At 74.2% G+C, this 18256-nt stretch carries 16 protein-coding genes; 8 read left to right on the plus strand and 8 right to left on the minus strand.

What is annotated here, in order from left to right:
* Positions 1–102: 102 nt before the first annotated feature.
* From ABZW32_RS01930 to ABZW32_RS01940, 3 genes are all read right to left on the minus strand, one after another.
* Positions 103–1632: a protein kinase gene (locus ABZW32_RS01930; RefSeq protein WP_356209865.1), complete on the minus strand. Its 1530-nt coding sequence runs from the start codon at positions 1630–1632 to the stop codon at positions 103–105.
* A 113-nt stretch (positions 1633–1745) separates the two neighbouring features.
* Entirely contained in the window at positions 1746–2345 is a 600-nt protein-coding gene (locus ABZW32_RS01935; protein WP_356209867.1) for a GNAT family N-acetyltransferase, read from the minus strand.
* Positions 2342–4438, minus strand: a complete 2097-nt coding sequence (locus ABZW32_RS01940; protein ID WP_356209979.1) for a penicillin acylase family protein — start codon at positions 4436–4438, stop codon at positions 2342–2344. The genes ABZW32_RS01935 and ABZW32_RS01940 overlap by 4 nt, the downstream gene beginning before the upstream one ends.
* A 74-nt stretch (positions 4439–4512) precedes the next feature.
* Here ABZW32_RS01940 and ABZW32_RS01945 point away from each other — a divergent pair, with 74 nt between their 5' ends.
* Positions 4513–5247, plus strand: coding sequence for a siderophore-interacting protein (locus tag ABZW32_RS01945; protein WP_356209870.1), 735 nt, complete (start codon positions 4513–4515; stop codon positions 5245–5247).
* 79 nt (positions 5248–5326) lie between these two features.
* Here ABZW32_RS01945 and ABZW32_RS01950 read toward each other — a convergent pair whose 3' ends face one another.
* Both ABZW32_RS01950 and ABZW32_RS01955 read right to left on the minus strand, forming a co-directional pair.
* A complete protein-coding gene (locus ABZW32_RS01950; RefSeq protein ID WP_356209873.1) occupies positions 5327–5827 on the minus strand; it encodes a DinB family protein in 501 nt (166 codons plus the stop codon).
* Positions 5828–5952: 125 nt separating this feature from the next.
* Positions 5953–6756, minus strand: a complete 804-nt coding sequence (locus ABZW32_RS01955) for a GNAT family N-acetyltransferase (protein WP_356209982.1) — start codon at positions 6754–6756, stop codon at positions 5953–5955.
* Between the two features lie 75 nt (positions 6757–6831).
* On the opposite strand from ABZW32_RS01955, the gene ABZW32_RS01960 reads away from it, so the two are divergent.
* The 6 genes from ABZW32_RS01960 (at position 6832) to ABZW32_RS01985 (ending at position 14483) form a co-directional block, all read left to right on the plus strand.
* A complete protein-coding gene (locus ABZW32_RS01960) occupies positions 6832–7209 on the plus strand; it encodes a signal peptidase I (RefSeq protein WP_356209984.1) in 378 nt (125 codons plus the stop codon).
* A gap of 203 nt (positions 7210–7412) precedes the next feature.
* A complete protein-coding gene (locus ABZW32_RS01965; protein ID WP_356209876.1) occupies positions 7413–9644 on the plus strand; it encodes an MMPL family transporter in 2232 nt (743 codons plus the stop codon).
* A 27-nt stretch (positions 9645–9671) separates the two neighbouring features.
* Positions 9672–10226, plus strand: coding sequence for a GNAT family protein (locus ABZW32_RS01970; protein WP_356209879.1), 555 nt, complete (start codon positions 9672–9674; stop codon positions 10224–10226).
* 103 nt (positions 10227–10329) lie between these two features.
* Entirely contained in the window at positions 10330–10986 is a 657-nt protein-coding gene (locus tag ABZW32_RS01975) for a hypothetical protein (protein ID WP_356209882.1), read from the plus strand.
* Positions 10987–11175: 189 nt separating this feature from the next.
* The gene (locus ABZW32_RS01980) at positions 11176–11340 is read left to right on the plus strand and encodes a hypothetical protein (protein WP_356209884.1); all 165 of its coding nucleotides are present in this window, start codon (positions 11176–11178) and stop codon (positions 11338–11340) included.
* A gap of 32 nt (positions 11341–11372) precedes the next feature.
* Positions 11373–14483 (plus strand): AAA family ATPase, encoded by a 3111-nt coding sequence (locus ABZW32_RS01985; protein WP_356209986.1) that lies wholly within the window; start codon positions 11373–11375, stop codon positions 14481–14483.
* Here ABZW32_RS01985 and ABZW32_RS01990 read toward each other — a convergent pair.
* From ABZW32_RS01990 to ABZW32_RS02000, 3 genes are all read right to left on the minus strand, one after another.
* The gene (locus ABZW32_RS01990) at positions 14480–14671 is read right to left on the minus strand and encodes a DUF6191 domain-containing protein (protein WP_356209885.1); all 192 of its coding nucleotides are present in this window, start codon (positions 14669–14671) and stop codon (positions 14480–14482) included. The two genes, ABZW32_RS01985 and ABZW32_RS01990, sit on opposite strands and share 4 nt — an antisense overlap.
* A gap of 43 nt (positions 14672–14714) precedes the next feature.
* Positions 14715–16043, minus strand: a complete 1329-nt coding sequence (locus ABZW32_RS01995) for a PQQ-dependent sugar dehydrogenase (protein ID WP_356209887.1) — start codon at positions 16041–16043, stop codon at positions 14715–14717.
* A 141-nt stretch (positions 16044–16184) separates the two neighbouring features.
* A complete protein-coding gene (locus tag ABZW32_RS02000) occupies positions 16185–17192 on the minus strand; it encodes an aldo/keto reductase (RefSeq protein WP_356209888.1) in 1008 nt (335 codons plus the stop codon).
* Between the two features lie 73 nt (positions 17193–17265).
* Here ABZW32_RS02000 and ABZW32_RS02005 point away from each other — a divergent pair, with 73 nt between their 5' ends.
* The gene (locus ABZW32_RS02005) at positions 17266–18213 is read left to right on the plus strand and encodes a 2-hydroxyacid dehydrogenase (protein ID WP_356209890.1); all 948 of its coding nucleotides are present in this window, start codon (positions 17266–17268) and stop codon (positions 18211–18213) included.
* The last annotated feature ends 43 nt before the right edge of the window (positions 18214–18256 follow it).

Consider the following 18256-nt stretch of genomic DNA (forward strand, 5'->3'; position numbering starts at 1 on the left):
GTGCTGGTCCTCGCCGGGTGGGGGCCGCCCCCCAGACCTTACCCCCCCTACTCCAGCCCGCCGCCGCCGTTCGTACGGAGGGGCGCGGCCCCTTCGCCGGCGCTACTTCTTCAGGGTGGGCGTGCCCAGGACGAGCCGGCCCATCCCGCAGGTGTTCCCCGGGTCGACGTAGGAGATGTCGAGGCGCCGGCCGTTCGCGACGTCGAGAGACAGGGGTTTCGGCGATCCGACGCGCAGCGTGCCGCTCCACACGGACTTCCCGTCCACCTCCACGGTGACGCGGGCGTTCGCGTGCGTCGAGGCGTCGTCGACGCCGGCGACCATGGTCAGCGTCCTCCAGCCGCCGCCCAGGTCGTAGGAGGCCGCCCCGTCGCAGATCTTGTAGGGTCCGGCAGCCACCAGGGCGGTGTCGTAGCGCTGGGAACCGAGCGTGCCGTCGCCCGGCTCGAACCAGGCGTACTCGCTCTTCGCGACCGGCTCCAGGGTGGTGAGCGAGACCCCGCCGGGGGCGGACGGGGACGGGCTCGGAGAAGGCGAGCGGGACGCGGAGGGGGCCGTCGGCCGGGTGCCTGCGGCGCGGTCCGCGCCGTCGCCGGACGTGTCGCCGAACAGTTCCACACCGACGAGGACGATGCCCACCAGGAGCACCACACCCGCGACCGCGGCCACCGGCCGGCCGTACTTCCGTCCCGCCGCCGGCGGATTCGGCCCCGGCGGCGTGTCCTGGACGTCGTCATGCGGTGCGGAGACCACGGCCCGGCGGATGTCCTGCACCCACCCGACCAGGCTCGGCGGCCGCTCCTCCGGGTCGGTGGAGCAGAGCGAGAGGACCCGCGCCCGCCGTTCGGCGTCCAGCGCCGCGACCTGCGGCAGCTCCGCCACGGCCTCGGCCAGCAGGCCCGGGGTGCGGGGCGGTGAATCCCCGCTCAGCAGGAAGTACGCGAGGGCGGCGAAGGCGTACCGGTCCGTCGCCGGGGTGCGCCTGCCGTCGAAGACCTCGGGGGCCGCGTAGCCCGGGGTGAACCAGATCTCGGCCGTCCGGTGCTCGGCGGTCAGCTTGCTGAGGCCGAAGTCCACCAGCGTGGCCTGCCCGTCGGCGTCGACCATCACATTGCCGGGGGAGAGGTCACCGTGGATCACCCGGCGCCCGGACGGGGTGGCCTTCCCCGAGTGCAGCCAGTCCAGCACGTCGGCGAGCTGCTCCAGCGTCCGCAGCACCTCGCGCCGCCCGGCGGGGGTGGAGAGGTCCCGCTCGGCCCGCCAGTCGCGCAGGTCGAGCCCGTCCACCTGGTTCATGACCAGCACCAGGGACCGCCCGGACCGGTCGCAGGCCTCGCCCCGCCGGTGGATCGGCGGGCCCTCGAAGTGCTCCCGCACGCCGACGACCCCGGGCCGGTGGACGAAGCGCAGCAGCTCCGCCTGCTCGTTCCACTTCCGGCTGATCCGGGAGAACTCCTCGGACGAGATCGTCTCCCTGGAGTCGAGCACCTTGACGACGACCGGCTCGGCCCCGCCCGCCAGCTCGATCTCCGCGAGATGGATCACGGCCTCGCCGCCGCGCCCGATGGACCGCAGCAACCGGTACCGGTCGGGTGCCGAGTCGGGTCCGATGTGCAGGGTCTGGCTGGTCAAACCGCCCCCAAGGCCAGTCAGTCGAATGGAGATCAGCTTCGCTGGCCGGGGCGGGCGGGGTCAATGGGAAACGGTGGTCTCCGGGGCCGGGGCCGTTCCGGTGACGGAGTTCCTCAGCGAGCGGCGGCCGGCCGGCTGAGGAAGGCCAGGCGGGCGGGCTTGGCCGGGAGGTAGACCTCGGGGAGGTCGATCTCCGGGAGTTCCACCTCCGGGCCGAGCTCGAAGCCGGTGCGCTCCAGCAGGGCGATGGCCTTGGCGTTGCGGGCGTCCGGCTCGGCGACCACCCGCAGGGCGCCCCCGTCGGTGAACAGGTAGGCGAGGAAGGCCTCCATCAGGCCGCCGGTGAAGCCGTGCCGGGCCGCGCCGCCGCTCGGGCCGATCAGCAGGTGCACGCCGACGTCCCCGGGCCGGACCTCATAGCATTCGCTGACCCGGTCCTCGGCGCAGTCGTACGTCTGGAACAGCGCGACCTGCTCCCCGTCCAGGCCGACCATGAACGCGTGGTGGGTGGTGCGGCGGTCCACGTCCTCGTAGATCTCCTGCACCAGCTCGCGGTCGGCCTCGCCCATGCCCCAGAAGCGGGCGCGTTCTTCGGTGACCCAGCTGTGGATCTGCGCGGAATCGGCGGCGGGGTCGACGGGGGTGATGGTGACCGTCCCGAAGCCCTCGACGAGGTGGGTGTGGACGGGGGTGCGGGTGGAGGCGGTGGTCATGCGGACTCTTCCTTGGTGAGCAGGGCCCAGTCGGTGACGACGGGGACGAGGGCGCAGTCGGCCCAGAGCGGGAGCTGGTCGCGGTGGTGGGTGGAGCCGGTGACGCCGTCCGCGCCCAGCGGGACCGCCCAGAGGCTGTTGTCCCGGTCGGCCAGGTCCCAGACGTAGCGGGCGGCCGAGGCGCGGGCGGTGCGGTCGGTGAACCCGGGGACGGAGGAGGTGGCGTTCACGCAGTCGTGGTCGCCGCCGAGGCCGGGCCACTGCGCCTGCGGGTCGGGGACCGCCTGCCACGGGGCGAGGACGTGCACCCGGGACCAGGGCGTGTCGGGGAGGTCCGCGGCGGCCGTCTCCTCCAGGGCTGCCCGGACGTGCGCCGCCCGGTCCAGGGCGGGCAGGAGGGAGGTGGTGAGCAGGCCCTCCAGGGCGTAGCCGACGCGCGGGACCAGGTACAGCCACGGGTGGAACACGTCCGGGCCGGCCGGGGCCCCGGCCAGGCCCGCGAAGACCGGGTCCGCCGCGAGGCGGCGTACGGTCGCCGTGCGCAGGGCCGAGAAGACGGTGGCGTCGGTGCTGTCGGCCTCCATGTGCCGGTCCCACGCGAGCAGTCGGGCCCGGAGCCCGTCGGCGGCCGGGGAGAGGCCGTCGAGGGCGGGGAGCAGGTCGAGCAGGGGCGCCGCCGACGCGAGGTGCGTGTCCCGGTGTACGTCGGCCATCGCGCCGGGCGTCCATTCCGCCGAGCCGCTGAGCAGCGCGCGGATGCGGTCGGCGCGGTGCGGGGGCGCGAACTCCACGCCGAGGGGGGAGGCGATGCCGCGTGCGTTCGCCATGACGGCGAAGCCCTGCACCGGCTCGGCGGGGGTGGGCGCCCAGCCCCGCCAGGCGTGCCGCGGCTCCCAGGCGGGCACCGGGCGGAGCCGGTTGGCGGGGTCGCGCAGCGGGACGGCGCCCGCGACGCGGTGCAGGAGGCCGCCCTCGGTGTCGGCGGCGTGGACGACGTTGACGGGCTCGGCCCAGCCGTCGAGGGCGAGGTCGACGTCGGCGACGGTGCGGGCGCGGAGCAGCGCGGGGAGGGCGGCGAAGCCGAGGTCCGCGCGGACGCGGGGCGGGTAGCGGAGGGAGAGGGTCTGGGGGGCGTCGGGGGCGTCGGGGGCGCCGGGGGCGTCCGGGGCGTCCGGGCGGATGATCACCGGGCCGCGGCGGGTCTCCAGGACCTCGACCTCCACGTCCGGTCCCCCGGCCACGATGACGGTCTCCGTGTGCCGGGCCACCGGCTCCCAGGTGCCGTCCGGGCCGAGGGCCTCCACCCCGTCCCCGTCGGCCGCGCTCCTGAGCTGCTCGACGTAGAGGTCCTGGTAGTCGGCCATGGCGTTGGTGATCGCCCAGGCGACGCCGCCCGTGTGCCCGAAGTGGCCGAGCCCTGGGACGCCGGGGACCGCCAGGCCGAGGACGTCGTACTCGGGACAGGCCAGGCGTATCTGCTGGTAGACACCGGGGTCCTCGATGAACCGGTGCGGGTCGCCGGCGATGATCGCCGCGCCGGTGGCGGTCCGCCCGCCCGGGACCAGCCAGCCGTTGCTGCCCGCGGTGCCCGGTCCGTCCGTCGCGAAGAGGGTGGTGGCCCCGTGGCCCAGGACGCGGGCCACGCGCTCGCGCCAGAGCTTGGTGGCGAAGCCCGCGAAGAGGATGTGGGTGCCGATCCAGATCGAGAGCGGAACCCAGGGCTCCCAGGGGGTGGGGGTGTGGCCGGTGCGCGCGAACCGGTCGTCGCGGGCGGCGCCTTCGGCGAGGCCGGCGTTGACCCCGTCGACGTAGGCGCGGACCCAGGCGGCGGTGTCGGGGTCGAGGGCCTCGTGGCAGCGCCGGGCGGTGTCGTCGAGGCGGGCCTGGCGGGCGAACCGGTCCCAGGTGACGCAGTCGGGCCCGAGGAACGCGGCGCTGGAGCCCTGGGCGCGGTGCCGCTCGACCTCCAGCTGCCAGGCCCGGTCCACGGCCGTGACGCGGCCCTGGGCGTAGGAGAGCCGGAGGGGGTCGGACGCGCGCAGATGAGGGATGCCCCAGCTGTCGCGGTAGACCTCGTAGGCCTCGGTAGTCACACTGCTCACACTCTTCCCCAAGCGTCTTAGGTTAGGCTGCCCTAACTATACGGGTGCGGGGGGAAGGAGCGGACATGGCGGTCGGCAAGGGCTGGGAGGGCGTGGTCCTCAAGCTCATGAGGGGCAAGGACTTCACGTTCACGGTGACCGGGGCGGAGGAGGTCACCGAGCACGTTCGCCGGGTCCACTTCACCGACGGCGGTCTGCTGGCCGCCGTCGGGGGCTCCGCGCACCCCACGATGTGGGTCCGCGCCTGGTTCGGGGGCGGCGGCAGGCCGCACCAGCGGGCCTACACCCTGGTCGACCCCGATCCGGCCGCCGGGACCTTCGCCTTCGAGTTCGCCCTGCACGACGGTCTCGCCAGCCGGTGGGCGCGCGGGGCCCGGCCCGGCGACACCCTCGAAGCCACCGTCCAGGGCACGGGCTTCGACGCGCCGGATCCCGCTCCGGAGCGGCTGCTCGTGATCGGGGACCCGGCGTCCCTGCCCGCGATCAACTCCCTGCTGGACGCGTACCCGCGGACCCCGGCCACCGTCTGGTTCGAGACGCAGCACCCGTCGGACGCGGAGCTGCCCGTACGGGCCGGCGCGGCCCCGCGCGACGTCCGGCGGGTGCCGCGCGGCGGCACGGCCCTGGCCGACCGGGTCCGGGTCGAGCTGCCGGAGCTGCTCGGTTCGGACCCGGCCTCGGCGTACGTCTGGCTGGCCTGCGACACCGCCACCACCCGTGCCCTTACGGCGTACCTGCGCAAGGACCTCGCCCTGCCGAAGCAGCGCGTGCACGGACTGGGCTACTGGCGCCAGGCCTGAGCGCCCGAGCCGGGAGCGCCCGAGCCGCGAGCGCCCGAGCCGCGAGCGCCCGCGCCCCGGGTGTTCACGTCCCGGGCGGTCACGCCCCGACGGTGCCGTCGACGGCCTCGCGGAGGAAGTCCGCGTGGCCGTTGTGGCGGGCGTACTCGTGGATCATGTGCAGCATCACCAGCCGGAGCGAGGCGTCCGCCTCCCACTTCGGGACGTGCACCGTCACGTCCAGGGACGCCGCGGCGGCCTCGACGGTACGGGAGTGCTCGACCTCCGCCTCCCACGCGGCGAACGCCTCGGCGCGGGTCGAGCCGGAGGCGTCGTAGGCGGCCTGGAAGTCGTGCTCCTCGGACCACACGTGCGGGACGACCGCCCCGCCGATCGTGCGGCGGAACCACTGCCGCTCCACCTCCGCCATGTGCCGGACGAGACCGAGCAGCGAAAGGGTGGAGGGCGGGGAGGCCTGGCGGCGCAGCTCCTCGTCGGTGAGGCCCTCGCACTTCCAGGCGAGGGTGGCCCGGTGGAAATCGAGGTACGCGCGCAGCGTCTCGCGTTCGTTCCCGGTCAGGGGAGGTCCGATGCGTTCCATGCGACCGATCCTGCCCCCTGGGCCCCACGGGGGAAAGCGAGTTCCGGCCGCGGGCGCCCGCCCGTTCCCGGCCGGGACGGTCCGGGACCTCCGCGACGGTTCCCCGCCGTCACCCCGGTCCCCCGTCAGCGCCGCCGGATGTACGGGGTCGTCACGCCCAGGACCCCGAAGCCCAGGCGCTCCAGGATCGGGCGGCTGTCGTCCGTGGCGTCCACCTGGAGGTACGGGATGCCGCGGGCCGCCGCGACGCGGGCGCGGTGGGCCACCAGCAGGCGGTAGACGCCCCGCCCGCGCCACTGCGGGTCGGTCCCGCCGCCCCACAGGCCCGCGAAGGAGCAGCCGGGCCGCATCTCCATGCGGGCCGCGCTGACCGGAACGTCACCGGCCATCGCCAGGACCGCCTCGATCGTGTCGGGCTCGTCCCGCAGCAGACTCAGCATCTGCTCCCGGATCCGGGGCCGCTCCGTGCCGAAGGCCCGCCGGTGGACCTCCATCATCAGGTCCACCCCCGCCTCGTCGGTGACCACCCGCAGGGTGATCCCCTCCGGCGGCTCCACCGACAGCGCGGCGAGCTCATCGGACCGGCCCACCAGCAGGGTCTCCGGCGGTTCCGGCACGAAGCCCGCCGCCCGCAGTCGGTCCCCGAGGTCGGCGGGCCGGTCGTGGGAGTAGAGCTTCCACTCGAACTCCTCGTCGCCCCCGGCGTCGGCGCGCGCGCCGAAGTACGCCACCTGCGCGGCGATCTCCGCGTCCGCCGTGCCCGCGTCGAGGTCCGACCACAGCACGCCGTTCCAGCCGAGCCCCGGCACGGTCTGCCGCACGACCGCCCCCACCCGTTCCACCCGCGCGTTCGCGGCGTCGGGCACGGCGTCGCGCCGCATCTGCGCGTCGTACCGGTCACGCACCTTCAGCAGTTCGTCATGGTCCATCGTCATCCGGCAAGCTCACCAGCTGCCGGCCCGCTTCCACAACTGCAATAGCCTCGGCCCGTGAACGACGAATCCATGATCTACACCGGCAAGGCCGGGCCGGACGCCGCCGCCGACCGGGGCTGGCTCCTCGGTCACTTCAAGGAGCCCGGCGACCCCCGCCACAGCGAGGACGTCGAGATCAAGTGGGGCGTCCACCCCAAGGGAGAGGAACGCGCCCGGTGGGTCACCGGCGAACACCGCACCGCGCTCCAGGTCCTCATCAGCGGCCGGTTCCGGCTGGAGTTCCCCGGCCGGACCGTGGTCCTCGCCGAGCAGGGGGACTACGTGGTGTGGGGGCGCGGGGTCGACCACTCCTGGTACGCCGAGGAGGACGCGGTGGTCCTCACCGTGCGCTGGCCCTCGGTCCCCGGCTACCGCGCCGACCCGCCTTTCGTCCCGCCCACCCCCTGAACGAGGCCCCCCGTACCCGTGTCGGCCTGTGACGATGCACACGAAATGCGCCAACGATCACCGGACGCTGAGATCGTGGCGTTTTGAGGTGTAGACCACCCCGCCTTTTCACAAATTCAGCAGTTCACGAGTTCACGAGTTCAAGCGTTCTTTGCGTCGGGCCGCCTCCCGCTGAAGATCCGAACCACCAGGGAGCACGTCCGTTGGCAGCAATCGCACGGTGGTGCATGCGGCACCGACTGGTCACCGTCCTGATCTGGCTGCTCGCCCTCGGCGCCACCGCCGCCGCGGCCGGCGCGGCCGGAACCGCGTTCTCCAACGACTACGAGGTTCCCGGCACGGAGTCCGCGAAGGCCAACGCCCTCCTGCGGGAGGGTTTCCACGGCCGGGGCGGCGACACCGACACCATCGTGTGGCGGACCCCGGACCATCAGAGCGCGCGGACCCCGGACGTCGAACGGCGCATGACCCGGGCCCTGGACGCCGTCGCCGCCCTGCCCGGCGTCGGATCGGTCGTCGGACCCTACGGGCCGGGCTCCGCCGGAGCCGCGCAGATCAGCCCCGACGGCCGCACCGCCTACGCCGTCGTCACCTTCGACCGGCCGGCCGACTCCGTACCCCGCTCCCAGGCCGAGGCGGTCGTGGACACGGTCCGCGACCCGGCCACCCGGGCCGACGGACTCCAGGTCGAACTCGGCGGCCGCGCCATAGGCCTGACCGAAGCGCCCAGCGCCCACCTCGCCGAGGTCATCGGCGTCGTCATCGCCGCCGTGGTCCTCTTCCTCGCCTTCGGCTCCCTGGCCGCCAGCCTGCTTCCCATCGCGACCGCCCTGGTGAGCGTCGGCAGCGCCTACTTCGGGATCACCCTCCTCGGGCACGCCATGCCCGTCGCCGACTTCGCGCCGATGCTGGGCACGCTCGTCGGCCTCGGCGTCGGCATCGACTACGCCCTGTTCATCGTCACGCGGCACCGCAAGGGGCTGACCCGCGGGCTCACCGTCGCCGAGGCCGCCGAGAACGCCGTCGCCACCACGGGCCGGGCCGTCGTCTTCGCCGGGGCCACCGTCTGCATAGCCCTGCTCGGCATGCTGGTGCTGCGGCTGAACTTCCTCGACGGCGTCGCGCTGGCGGCCTCCCTCACCGTGGTCCTCACGGTGGCGGCCTCCGTCACCCTGCTGCCCGCCCTCCTCTCGTACATCGGTCCCCGGGCCCTCTCGCGCCGCGAACGCCGCAAGCTCGCCGCCGACGGCCCCCGCCCGGAGTCGCCCACCGGATTCGCCGCCCGCTGGTCCGCCTTCGTGGAGCGCCACCCCAAGCCGCTCGGCCTGCTCGCCACACTGGTCATGCTGGTGCTGGCGCTGCCCACCCTCTCGCTCCACCTCGGCACCTCCGACCAGGGCAACAATCCGGCCGGATCCTCCACCCGCAAGGCGTACGACCTGCTGGCCGAGGGGTTCGGGCCCGGCACGAACGGCCCGCTCGCGATCGTCGCCCGCCTCGACGGGGCCGGCGACCGCGTCGCCGTCGACCGGCTGACCGAGGCCCTGCGCACCACCGCGAACGTCGCCTCCGCCGGTCCCGCCGTCTTCAACCGCGGCGGCGACACGGCCGTCCTGACGGTCGTACCGCGCTCCGCGCCGCAGTCCAGGGCCACGAGCGAGCTGGTCGACACCCTGCGCCGGGACGTCATCCCGCGCGCCGGGCAGGGCAGCACCATGGAGGCCCACGTCGGCGGGGTGACGGCCGGCTACGACGACTTCGCGGGGGTGATCGTCGGGAAGCTGCCCCTCTTCGTCGGGGTGGTCATCACCCTGGGCTGCCTGCTCCTGCTGCTGGCCTTCCGTTCCCTCGGCATTCCGCTCAAGGCGGCCGCCATGAACGTCGCGGCCGTCGCCTCCTCCTTCGGCGTGGTCGTCGTGATCTTCCAGTGGGGCTGGGGGAGCGAGCTGCTGGGCCTCGGCAGCGCCGGCCCGATCGAGCCCTTCCTCCCGGTGATCATGGTGTCCGTGCTGTTCGGGCTCTCCATGGACTACCAGGTGTTCCTGGTCAGCCGGATGTACGAGGAATGGCTGGAGACCGGTGACAACCGGCGGGCCGTCCGGGTGGGACTCGCCGAGACCAGCCGGGTGATCAACTCCGCCGCCGTCATCATGATCTCCGTCTTCCTGGCGTTCGTGCTCAGCGGCGACCGCCTCATCGCGATGTTCGGCATCGCCCTCGCCGCCGCCGTCGCGCTCGACGCCTTCGTCCTGCGCACCCTGCTCGTCCCCGCCCTCATGCACCTGCTCGGCGGGGCGAACTGGTGGATACCCCGCTGGCTGGACCGCCGGCTGCCCCGCATCAGCATCGAACCCCCGGAATGCCGCCCCCGTGCGACACTTCCGACGCAGCGGCCGAACGCGGACCACGCGCCCTCGGCCCCCCTTTCCCGCTGACCGGTTACGAGCCGCAAGGAAGCACGCATGTTCGCGATAGACCTCGCCGAGGACGCCCAGCTGTTCCCGCTGGAGATCTGGCACGCCGAGGAGTTCCTGGCCCACATCGACCGCGGCCGTGAGTTCATCGGCCAGTACGTCGGCTTCCCGGACCGCGCCACCGACCTCGAATCCGCCCGCCGCCTGCTCGGCTCGAACGCGGAGTCCGCGGCCGCCGACGGACGCCGTCTGTACGGCATCCGCGTGGACGGCACCCTCGTCGGCGGGGTCCTCTTCCCGAGCTTCGACGCCGCCTCCGGCAACTGCGAGGTCGGCTGCTGGATGGAGCCCGCCGGAGCCGGCCGGGGCCTGGTCACCAAGGCCTGCCGGGTCCTGATCGACTGGGCCGTTCGGGAGCGCGGCATGCACCGCGTGGAATGGCACGTCGCCACCGGCAACACGAAGAGCATCGCGGTCGCCGAACGCCTCGGCATGACCCGCGAGGGCGTCATGCGGCAGAACCACCTGCACCGCGGCGTCCGCCAGGACACCGAGGTCTGGTCGCTCCTGGCCCACGAATGGACCGCCGGCCCCGCCGTGTAGCCGCCGGGGCCGCGGGCGTCCCACCGAGGCCGCGGCCCGCCGGCCGGCCCGTGCCCCGATCCCTCTCAGGAACCTCTCAGAAACGCCGCCTACGGTGCCCGCCATGGACACCACGAAGAGCCTCGCCCCGACCGTCGCCGAGACGGACGCCGCCGAGGAGCAGGCGGCGCCGGACACCGCGGCCGCCACCACCGCGGCCGACGCTGCCGCCCCCGCCGACGCGACCACCGCGTCCGCCGCACGGGACGCCGCCGAGGGCGAAGCCCCGGCCGGCGCCGGGGACGCCGAGGCCGCCGGGGACGCGGACGAGGAGTTCGACGAGGACGGGGCGGACCGGGAGGACGGGGAGGACTCCGGGCAGGGCTCCGGAGTCGGGTCCGCGGCCTCCGCCATCGTGGCCGCCGGCCTCGGGCTCGTCGCCCTCAGCGGCAGCTGGGTGTCCCGCGTGATCGCCGAACGCCAGACCCTCATCGGCCAGATCGAGTCGGTCAACGCGACCAGCGCCAAGGAGAAGATCGCCGCCCTGTACGGCGACGCCTGGCACATGACCGCCCTCGTCAACGGCGTCCTGTCCACCCTCGCCCTCCTCCTCGCCGTCTTCGTCCTCGCCCGCCCCGCCTTCGGCACCCCCGGCCGGGTGCTGCCGGTGTGGGTCCGCTCCGTCTCCTGGGCCGCCGTCGCCCTCGGCGTCCTCGGCGTCCTGGTGTTCGGCCTCATGTACTTCGACCTCCTCGTGGCCCTCCCGACGGCCGCCCAGTAGGCACCGCCTTACGCCCGCTCCACTCCCTCTCAGGCCGGACCTAAGTCCCTCCGGGGATCCTGGGTCCGGTACTAAGGCCCCCCGCACCGCAGAGATGCGGCATGAGCCCCATGCGGCGGACCCCTCTGGGAAGCGAATCTTGGATCACACCGAACGAGGTGCCGGAGAAACGCGACAAGGGAGTACGGGATGTTCGAGTACGAGATGGCCACCGCCCGGCGCGCCGACCTCATCCGCGAGGCCGACCGCTTCCGGATGGTCCAGCTGGCCAAGCAGGCCGACCGCGCCTCCCGCGGCCAGGAATCCGAAAGGCCGGCGAGAGGACACCGCAGCCTCTTCACCCGCGCCGCGTAAACAGCGTCGCGGAACAGGTGAGCTGACGCGTGATGAGGAGCGCAGCGATAAGCAGTGCCGCCGACCCGCACCTCTGTGCGATCCTCGGCGGTGTGGAAACCAGATCCGTCAGCCCGGTGTTCGTCGGCCGAGCCGACGAACTGGCCGCACTCGTGGACGCCCTGACCCGCGCCGCCGAACAGGAGCCGCAAGCCCTGCTCATCGGCGGAGAGGCCGGGGTCGGCAAGACCCGGCTGACCGAGGAGTTCCTCGGAGAGGCCGCCCGCCGCGGAGCCGTGGTGGCGGTCGGAGGCTGTGTGGAGATCGGGGCGGAGGGCCTTCCCTTCGCCCCGTTTTCGACTGCCCTGCGCACCCTGCTCCGCCAGCTGCCCGACGAACTCGCCGCCGCGGCCGCCGGCCAGGAGGACGAACTCGCCCGGATCCTCCCCGAACTCGGCGAGACCCCCCGCGGCCCGCACGACGAGGAGAGCACCGCCCGGCTCTTCGAGCTGACGGCCAGGATGCTGGAACGCCTCGCCGCCCACCACACCGTCGTCCTCGTCCTCGAAGACCTCCACTGGGCCGACACCTCCACCCGGCACCTGCTCGCCTACCTCCTGCGCACCCTCGGCAGCGGCCGCCTCGTGCTCGTCGCCACCTACCGGGCCGACGACATCCACCGCCGCCACCCGCTGCGCCCCCTCCTCGCCGAACTCGACCGGCTGCGCACCGTCCAGCGGATCGAACTGCGCCGCTTCAACCGGGCCGAGGTCCGCCGCCAGCTCGCCGGGATCCTCGCCACCCAGCCCGAAGAAAGCTTCGTGGACTCGGTCTTCGACCGCTCCGACGGCAACGCCTTCTTCGTCGAGGAACTCGTCGCCTCCCGTGAGAGCGGCTGCCGCACCGGGCTCACCGAATCCCTGCGCGACCTGCTGCTCGTCCGCGTCGAGGTCCTCCCCGACGCCGCCCAGCGCGTGGTGCGCGTCGTCGCCGAAGGCGGCTCCACCGTCGAGTACGCCCTGCTGCGCGCCGCGGTCCAGCTCGGCGAGGACGAACTGATCGAGGCCCTGCGGGCGGCCGTCGGCGCCAACATCCTCCTCGCCACCTCCGACGGCGACGGCTACCGCTTCCGCCACTCCCTCGTCCGCGAGGCCGTCAGCGACGACCTGCTCCCCGGCGAGCGCGCCCGCGTCAACCGGCGCTACGCCGAGGCCATGGAGGCCGACGAGAGCCTGGTGCGCGCCGAGGAGCGGGTCATCCGACTGGCGAACTACTGGTACGCGGCGAACAGCCCGGCCAAGGCCCTGCCCGCCGTCCTCGCCGCCTCCGTCACCGCCCGCCGCCGGCACGCCTACTCCGAGCAGCTCAGCCTGCTGGAGCGGGCCATGGAGCTGTGGGAGAGCACCCCCGAAGAGGTCCGGGAGGAACTGCGCCCCGCGGACTACACCGACGTGTACCCGCCCTGCGGCTGCGACCCGGAGACCACCCCGCTCCAGCGCCTCGACCTGTTCGCCGAGGCCACCGTCGCCGCCCGGTTTGGGGGCGAACGCGAACGCGCCCTGAAACTCGTCAAGCTCGCCCTGCGGATCCTCGACGAGGACGGCTCCGACCCGCTGCGGGCCGCCTGGTTCTGGACCGAGCGCTCCCGGCTGGTGGCCAACCTCGCCCGGGGCGACGGCTGGGAGGAGATCGCCAGGGCGCAGGAGCTGGTCAAGGGGCTGCCCCCGTCCCAGGTGCACGCCGACGTCCTGGTCCGCGCCGCCGGCTGGGGCATGCTCCACAACCCCGGCCCCGCCAACCTCGCCGCCGCCGAACGGGCCGTCGAGTACGCGCGGATGGTCGGGGCCGAGGAGACCGAGCTCAACGCACGGATCACCCACGGCAGCCTGCTCGCCGACTCCGGTGACCCGGACGCCGGACTCGCCGAGATCCACGAAGTCCTGCTCCGTGCCTCGGAACTCGGATTCACCCTGCTTGCCGGTCGTGCTCACATCAACCTCAGCTCTCAACTCGAAGGACTCGGCCGGTCCCGGGAAGCGGTGGAACTGGCCGAACAAGGGATCCGGCTCGTCGCCAAATCCCGGCTCCTGGACACCGAAGCCTGGCTGCGCGGCAACATGGCGGAGAGCCTGTACAGCCTCGGCCGGTGGGAAGAGGCCGCCACGGAGGCCCGCCGTACCCTGCGCGACGGCCAGGGCGCACCCCCGCGCGGCACCGCCGCCGCTCACCTGGTCCACCTGGCCCTGGCCCGCGGCGAACTGACCGAGGCCGCCCACCAGCTGGCCGCCGCCCACACCCACTTCGGCACCCACGACGCCCAGCCCCAGCACCGGCTGCCGCTCTACCGGCTGGCGATCGGCATCGCCGAGGGCGAAGGCCGGATCGCCGACGTCCGCGCCGAGACCGCCGAGGCCGTCGCCCTCGGGTTCGCGCTCGGCCAGCACCGCTACGCCTGGCCGCTGCTGCTGGCCTCCGCCTCCGCCGAGGCCGACGCCCGCGGCCTGCCCGCCGCCGACGAGGGCCGTGAGGCGGCCCTGACGACCCTCCGCACCGGCGCCAAGGGCCTGCCCACGCCGGCACCCGTGTGGACCGCCCACGCGGAGTACCTGCGCGCCGAACTGCTCCGCGCCGAGGACCGCGACACCCTCGCCGACTGGACCGCGGTCGAGGCCGCCGTCCGCCCGCTCCAGCGTCCCTACCTGCTGGCCCGGGCCCGCCACCGCCTCGCCGAGGCGATGCTGGCCCGCGGCGCCGACCGGGAGGAGGCCGCCGACCTGCTGCGCGACGCGCACGCCGCCGCCGACGGGCTCGGCGCCCGTCGCCTCCGCGAGGAACTGGCCCTGCTCGCCCGGCGCGCCCGGCTCCCGCTGACCGCCGACGACACCGGCCCGCACCGGCCCGACCGGGACACCGCCGATCCCCTGGAGGCGCTCGGTCTGACCAGCCGCGAGCGCGACGTCCTGCGCCTGGTCGCCACGGGGAGCACCAACCGGCAGATCGCCGAGGAACTCTTCATCTCCCCGAAGACGGCCAGCGTGCACGTCTCGAACATCCTGGCCAAGCTGGGCGTCGCCGGCCGGGGTGAGGCCGCCGCGCTCGCCCACAGGCTGCGCCTGTTCACCCCCGTGGAGCCGGAGCCCGCCGCCTCGGCGGGCCGCGGCTAGGGCGCGTCCGCGTCCCCCTCCGGTCCGTCCTCCCGCGGACGTATGAGCACCCGGCCGGAGTCGAGGTCTATCGGGCCCCGTCCCGGATCGCCGTCGCCGACGTCGGTCCGGGACAGCTCCAGCCGTTCACGCTCCTCGTGCGCATGCCGAGAACCCGGGTTGAAGAGCTCCTGGATCGCGTTGAACACCGTGCCCACCGTGCCTTTCCGCCCCTCTCCGGGGCCACTCGGGTCACCGCACCGTCAGGGTCAGGATCCTGTCGTCCCCCGCTTCCGGCGAGCCCCGCCCGTCCGTCTCGCTCGTGACCAGCAGCAAGCGGTCCCCGCCCAGGGACACCACCGTCCGCAGCCGCCCGTACTTCCCCTGGAGGAAGGCCTCCGGTTCCGCCACGGGCACGGCGCCCTTCAAGGGGATCCGCCACAGCCGCTCGCCCTTCAGCCCGGCCATCCACACCGAGCCCTGTGCCCAGGCGATCCCGCTCGGCGACGCCTCGTCCGGCTTCCACACCGCCACCGGATCCCGGAACCCCGACCGGCCGGCCTTCCCCTCCGCCTCCGGCCAGCCGTAGTTGCCGCCCGGCTCGATCAGGTTCAGCTCGTCCCAGGTGTTCTGGCCGAACTCGGCCGCCCAGAGCCGCTTGTCCTTGTCCCAGGCGAGGCCCTGCACATTGCGGTGCCCGTACGAGTACACGACGGAATCGGCCTCCGGATTGCCGTGCACGGGCTGTCCGTCCGGGGTCATCCGCAGGATCTTCCCGCCCAGCGACTTCCTGTCCTGGGCCAGCGCCGCGTCCCCGGTCTCGCCGGTGCCCGCGTAGAGCATCCGGTCGGGCCCGAAGGCGATCCGGCCGCCGTTGTGGACGACGCCCTTGGGGATGCCCCGCAGCACCGTGTCGGGCGCGCCCAGCTGCTGCCCCGCCTGCCTCTGCTCGTCGTACCGCATCCGGGCGATGCGGTTGTCGGACTCGGTGGTGAAGTACGCGTACACCAGCCGGTCCGAGGCGAACGTGGGGGACAGGGCCAGGCCCAGCAGCCCTCCCTCCCCGCCCGGCGCGACCCCGGGGACCCTGCCGATCTGCGTCACCGCCCCCGTGTCCGTCCGGACCCGGCTGATGGTGCCCTTGTCGCGGGAGGCGACCAGCAGGTCCCCGCCCGGCAGCGGGGCCACGCCCCAGGGCGACTCCAGGCCCTTGGCCACCTCCCCCGACACCGTCACCGAACCCCGGGCGGGGGGTGCCCCCGGGTCCTGAGCCGTCGCCGAAGGCCCCGGCGGGGCCGTCCCCGGCGGCGACCCGGGCGGGGAGCCGCCCGCCCCCGCCGGCACACCACCGGAGGAGGAGCAGCCCGCCGTCAGCAGGACCCCGCACCCCGCCAGCGCGAGCGCCACGGGCACGCCCCGCCCGCGCGGCCCCGGTCCGGCGCGGCGCCCCGTACCGGTGCCCCGCGCCCCGCCGTCCCCCGTCTCCCCGATCCCGCCGTCCGAGGTCCCGTAGGCCCCGCTTCCGTACGCCCCGCTCCCGTACGCCCCGCTTCCGTCCCGCCGGTTCCGTCCGTATCGCATGGTCCCGCTCCCCTCCGGTCCGCCGATCCCGCCTTCCATCCCTCTCAACAGGTCCGGCACATCCGGAAGTTCCACCGCTCGTACACCCGATCGAGTGGTTGTGGGATCGGGCCGGGCCCTCCGATCGGCCCGCGCCCCGGATCAGTCCCAGGCACCCGCCGCCGCCGGCAGCGCCGCGATCTCGGCCAGTTCCCCGGCCGTCAGCCGCACCTCCGCCGCCCGTGCGTTCTCCGCGGCCCAGCGCGCCCGCTCCGCCCCCGGCACCGGCACCACGTGCGGCCCCTGCGCCAGCACCCACGCCAGCGCCACCTGCGCCGGCGTGACCTGCGGCCCGTGCCGCAGCGCCACCCGCCGCAGCGCCGCCACCAGCACCTGGTTCGAGGCCATGGCGTGCGCCGTGAACCGGGGATGCCGCGCCCGCACGTCCGCGTCCTCGAACCCCTGCCCGGGCGTCAGCGTCCCCGTCAGGAACCCGCTCCCCAACGGCATCGCCGCCAGCATCCCCACGCCCCGCGCCGCGCACCACGGCAACAGCTGCCACGCGGCCTCCGGCGACCACACCGACAGCTCCGCCTGCACCGCGGTCACCGGGAACACCTGCTGGACCCGCTCCAGCTGCCGCACCGTCGACCGGTACCCCCGGTCCCCGCGCCGTCCGGCCCCCGGCCCGGCCCCCGCGCCCAGCGCGCAGAACCCGAGCGCCCGCACCTTCCCCGCCCCGACCAGCTCCGCCATGGCGCCCCAGGTCTCCTCCACCGGCACGTCCGGATCCACCCGGTGCAACTGGTACAGGTCTATGACGTCGGTCCGCAGCCGCCGCAGCGAGGCGTCGCACGCCCGGCGCACGTACCCCGGCCGCCCGTCGGCCACCACGTGCTGCTCACCGGCGCGCAGCCCCACCTTGGCGGACACGAAGGCCTCGGCCCGCCGCTCCCGCAGCACCCGGCCGACCACCAGCTCGTTGGTGAACGGCCCGTACAGGTCAGCCGTGTCCAGGAGGTTGGCCCCCAGGTCCAGCGCCGTGTGCAGGGTCCGCAGCGACTCCTCGCCCCGGCGTCGTGAAGGCGCGTAGGCCCAGCTCATCGGCATGCACCCGAGCCCGATGGCTCCGACCGTCAGCGGCCCGGCCCCGATCGCCCTGCGCTCCACCCCTGCGTCCCCCTCCCGGTACGGACCTCAAAGTAACGGCTTGATCCAGTTCCCTTCGCATAGCCTCGTGATCATGACTGCTGCGACCGGGGACGTCTGGCTCCCCTTCCCCGCCGAGGAGATCGAAGGTCTCCCCACCTCCTTCCGCTACCGACGGTGGGACGGTGAGGAATCGTTCCCGGCCGACCCCGCCGACTGTGTCTTCTACGTCACGCCGTACATGAAGTCCCGCGCCGTCACCCTGCGCCCGCTCGCCGGGATGTCCGCCCTGAGGGTCGTCCAGACGCTCACCGCGGGCATCGACCACCTCGCCGGCGGCCTCGACGGCCTGCCCCCCGGAGTGCGGGTCTGCAACGCCCGCGGCGTCCACGAGGCGAGCACCGCGGAGCTCGCCCTCACCCTGATCCTCGCCTCCCTGCGCGGCATCCCCGGCATGGTGCGCGGCCAGGACCGCGAGGAATGGCACGGCGGCTTCTACGGGGCCCTCGCCGACAAGGCCGTCCTGATCGTCGGCTACGGGTCGATCGGCGCGGCCGTCGAGGACCGGCTGCTCCCCTTCGAATGCGGATCCGTCACCCGTGTGGCCCGCTCCGCCCGCGACGCCCCGCACGGCCGGGTGCACGCCCTCGCCGACCTGCCCCGCCTGCTGCCGGACGCGGACGTGGTGATCCTCTGCACCCCGCTGACCGAGGACACCCGGGGCCTGGCCGGCGCGGACTTCCTCGCCCGGATGAAGGACGGAGCCCTGCTCGTGAACGTCGCGCGCGGCCCCGTCGTCGACACCGAGGCCCTTCTGGCGGAACTGCGGCCCGGCCGGCTGCGCGCCGCGCTCGACGTCACGGACCCCGAACCGCTGCCGCCGGGCCATCCGCTCTGGCACGCCCCGAACGTCCTGATCACCCCTCATGTGGGCGGCAGCAGCTCGGCGTTCGAACCCAGGGCGAAGCGGCTGATCGTCCGCCAGCTCACCCGGTTCGCCGCCGGGGAGCCCGTGGACAACACCGTCCTGGTCACGGACTAGATCCCGCCGTGCACGGTCCGCAACCACCCGTATGCGCGGGGTG

Origin of the sequence: Streptomyces sp. NPDC004667, assembly GCF_040609475.1 — a bacterium.
GTDB lineage: Bacteria > Actinomycetota > Actinomycetes > Streptomycetales > Streptomycetaceae > Streptomyces.